Source organism: Gemmatimonadota bacterium (genome assembly GCA_026706345.1).
Lineage (GTDB): Bacteria > JAAXHH01 > JAAXHH01 > JAAXHH01 > JAAXHH01 > JAAXHH01.
In genome coordinates, this window is record JAPOYX010000103.1 from 1 (window position 1) to 3117 (window position 3117).

Genomic DNA, 3117 nt, shown 5'->3' on the forward strand with positions numbered 1-3117 from the left:
CTTGGCGGCCATCTCGGGCTGACCCTCGGTCAGCCGACTGACCATGGGCGTCTCAATCGCACCCGGACAGACACAGTTCACGCGGATACCGCTCTGTGCATACTCTAATGCCGCCGAGCGCGTAATCCCGACCACGCCATGCTTGCTGGCGATATAGGCCGGCAGGCGGTAGCCACCCACTAAGCCATAAGCCGAGGAGGTGTTCACAATAGAACCGCCACCCTGTTTGAGCATTTGGAGAATCTCATATTTCATACACAGCCAGACGCCCTTGAGGTTAATCGCCATGGTGCGGTCCCAGCCCTCTTCGCTGGTTTCGGCGGTCAACACGTTTTCCCCTTCGACCCCCGCGTTGTTATAGGCACAGTCAAGGCGCCCGTACGTTTCGACGACCTGGGTGATGAGCCCCTCAACCTCGGCGGCTTGCGAGACATCGACTTGAAGAAAGCGGGCTTCTCCTCCCGCCGCCTTAACGAGTTGGACCGTCTCCTCGCCTCCGTCAACAATAATATCGCTGACCACCACAGTTGCGCCCTCTCGTGCAAAGGCGAGGGCTGAGGCGCGCCCGATCCCTGAACCAGCTCCGGTAATCAACGCAATTTTTCCCGTTAATACGCCTGCCATCGTGCTCCTCCTTTTGACCTTTTCTCTTTAGTATGCTTTTCTTATACTCTTTCGCCCCTCATGGACAAGGAGCGCCGAATGGGAAAGAGTGGCTTCCTTATGAGCGTGAAATTGACAGCCGTGTTTGAAAAAGTACAGGGAGGCTATATTGCTTTCGTGGAAGAACTGCCGGGGGCGAATACCCAGGGAGCAACCCTGGAAGAGGGACGGGTGAACTTACAAGAGGCTATTGAACTCGTGCTTGAGGCAAACCGCACTCTTGCTGAAGAGACCATCCGAGGACGTGAGGTTATCCGTGAGCCATTGTCTATCATAAGCGAATGAATGGACCGGCGGTCTTAAGCGCGGATGCCGGGCGCGAGACGACCACCGAGGCTGGAATCAGCACCGTTCGAAAGCACCTCCGGCTGTTGATGGGTCAGGGTTATATCGAAGAACTCCCGCTTGAAGCGTTGACACACCTGTGATTTGGGGCCTACTCCGAAGCGGCTTTGTACATTGCCCGTGCCGAGGATCGGGACGCGGCCCGGATGGAGATAGGACGGTGTGTGGAGCACTTGGCCAAGGGGATGCGGCTCCAAGCCCAGGCCGCCCGGGAACGCAATCTGTCTCACACGTCCTGTGAGGTAGGGTAGGAAAGGAGAATGTGTGTATGAGAACACTGATACCATGGCAATGCGGCCTCAAGAGTGAACGTGTCTTTCCAATAGATATGAGATGCTGGACACGTTTGCTCCTGCTGGTGTCGCTCTTCGTTTTGGTTGGCGCGCTGCCAGCCGGCGCGCAGGAGGCCGGCCGGGAAGGAACGCCGGAAGAACCTATCTTCGGGCTTGAAGACCTCCGCGTGGTCGGCTCCCGGGCGCCTGGCCGCTCCGCAGCGGACTCGCCTGTACCGGTGGATGTCATTGACGGCGACAGCTTCCAGCATTACGGCGTCCGCGACCTGAACAACCTGCTGGCCGCAACCGTTCCGTCCTATAATATCTCACAGCACGCCATCGGCGATGCCAACGCCTTGGTCCGCCCGGCAAAATTACGCGGCCGGCCGCCGGACTCGACTCTGGTGCTGGTCAACGGCAAACGCCGTCACCGCTCCTCCGCAATCAGTATCTTCACCTTTGGGCAGGCCCAAGGGGCGCACGGGGTTGATATCCGCTCCATCCCGTCCATTGCCCTCAAACGTGTCGAAGTGCTGCGCGACGGTGCGGGTGCGCAGTACGGCTCCGACGCAGTGGCCGGGGTGCTGAATTTTGTGCTGCGCGACGCGCCCGAGGGCGGGACGGTCGAAGCCCGCTGGGGCCAGTATTATCAGGGTGACGGCGACCAAGTGAGCACCGCGGCCAATATCGGCCTGCCGCTGACCGACGCCGGCTTTGCCAACCTCAGCTTTGAGTTCACCAACGCCGACTCGACCGACCGCAGCTCTGAACTCGACATAGAAAGGCCGTTGAGGGACGCCGGGCTTCCCGTCAAGCATCGCGCGATGGTGTGGGGCGCGCCGGACGTACCGTACGACTATAAATTCTTCGGCAATTTCGGCCTTGATCTCGGCGACTCTCACCATGCCTACGCCTTCGGCAACTGGGCGGAACGCCAGATTCTGGACTCGTGGTATTTCCGGGGCCCGCATCCGTCCGCGCCTACCGGTACGACCGGGGTGTATCTGGACGGCGAACGTCTCAAGGTCGCCGACCTGACACCCGACGGCACCGGCAACTGCCCGACAATCCTGGCGCGCGATTATACGCAGAACGGTCTGGCCGCGCTGGCCCCGCTGGAGGGCAACCCGGACTGTTACGCGTTGGCTCAAAATCTTCCGGGCGGGTTCACCCCGCGGATGCGCGGCGGCGTGGAAGACTGGGGCATCACTTTCGGCCTGCGCGGGACGTTGCAGAGCGCCTCTGCGCTATTGGATGGCTGGAACTACGATATGAGTGCCGCGTTCGGCCAGCACAGAACCACGTACTACATCTGGAACACCGTCAACCCGCAACTGCTCCGCCTCAAAGACGCCATGCCGACGGGATACTTCGGACGGGCCTACGAGCAGCGGGACAAGATGTTCAACCTGGACTTCTCTCGACCGTTCGACATCGGCCTGTTCTACTCCCCGCTGAATGTCGCCTTCGGACTGGAGTACCGCGAGGAAGAGTATGAAATCGAATCCGGTGACAAGGACGGCTGGTGCTCTGATGACACCGGAGAATGTGATGGGCAACGGAAAATGCATGGCCTCGCCGCACAGGGGTTCAGCGTAGGCGGCCAAGCGTATCCGGCTATCCGCCCGGAGAATGCGGTGGAGGCCGAACGGGGCAGCTTCGGTGCGTACCTCGACCTCGAAGCCGACGTCATCGAGAACGTACTGGTCACCGCCGCGGGCCGCTTCGAGCATCATGAAGGCATCGGCGAATCCCTGGACGGCAAGCTGGCCGCCCGCTGGAGCCTGCTTGAGGAGTATCTGGCGCTGCGCGGGTCAATCGGGACCGGCTTTCG

Annotated in this window: 3 protein-coding genes; 2 read left to right on the top strand and 1 reads right to left on the bottom strand. The window is 60.6% G+C overall.

The features are described 5' to 3' along the window. Positions 1-624: SDR family NAD(P)-dependent oxidoreductase (locus OXG98_07465; protein MCY3771841.1), on the bottom strand; the 624-nt coding region annotated here is incomplete at its 3' end. A 99-nt stretch (positions 625-723) separates the two neighbouring features. On the opposite strand from OXG98_07465, the gene OXG98_07470 reads away from it, so the two are divergent. Together OXG98_07470 and OXG98_07475 are read left to right on the top strand one after the other, a co-directional pair. Further along, entirely contained in the window at positions 724-948 is a 225-nt protein-coding gene (locus tag OXG98_07470; GenBank protein ID MCY3771842.1) for a type II toxin-antitoxin system HicB family antitoxin, read from the top strand. A gap of 406 nt (positions 949-1354) precedes the next feature. Further along, positions 1355-3117, top strand: a 1763-nt coding sequence (locus tag OXG98_07475) for a TonB-dependent receptor plug domain-containing protein (GenBank protein ID MCY3771843.1), incomplete at its 3' end; no start/stop codon positions are given.

What these genes read in the sequence shown, in the direction of transcription:
- OXG98_07470 (MCY3771842.1), top strand. Translation starts at nt 724, where the DNA reads ATGAGCGTGAAATTGACAGCCGTGTTTGAAAAAGTACAGGGAGGCTAT.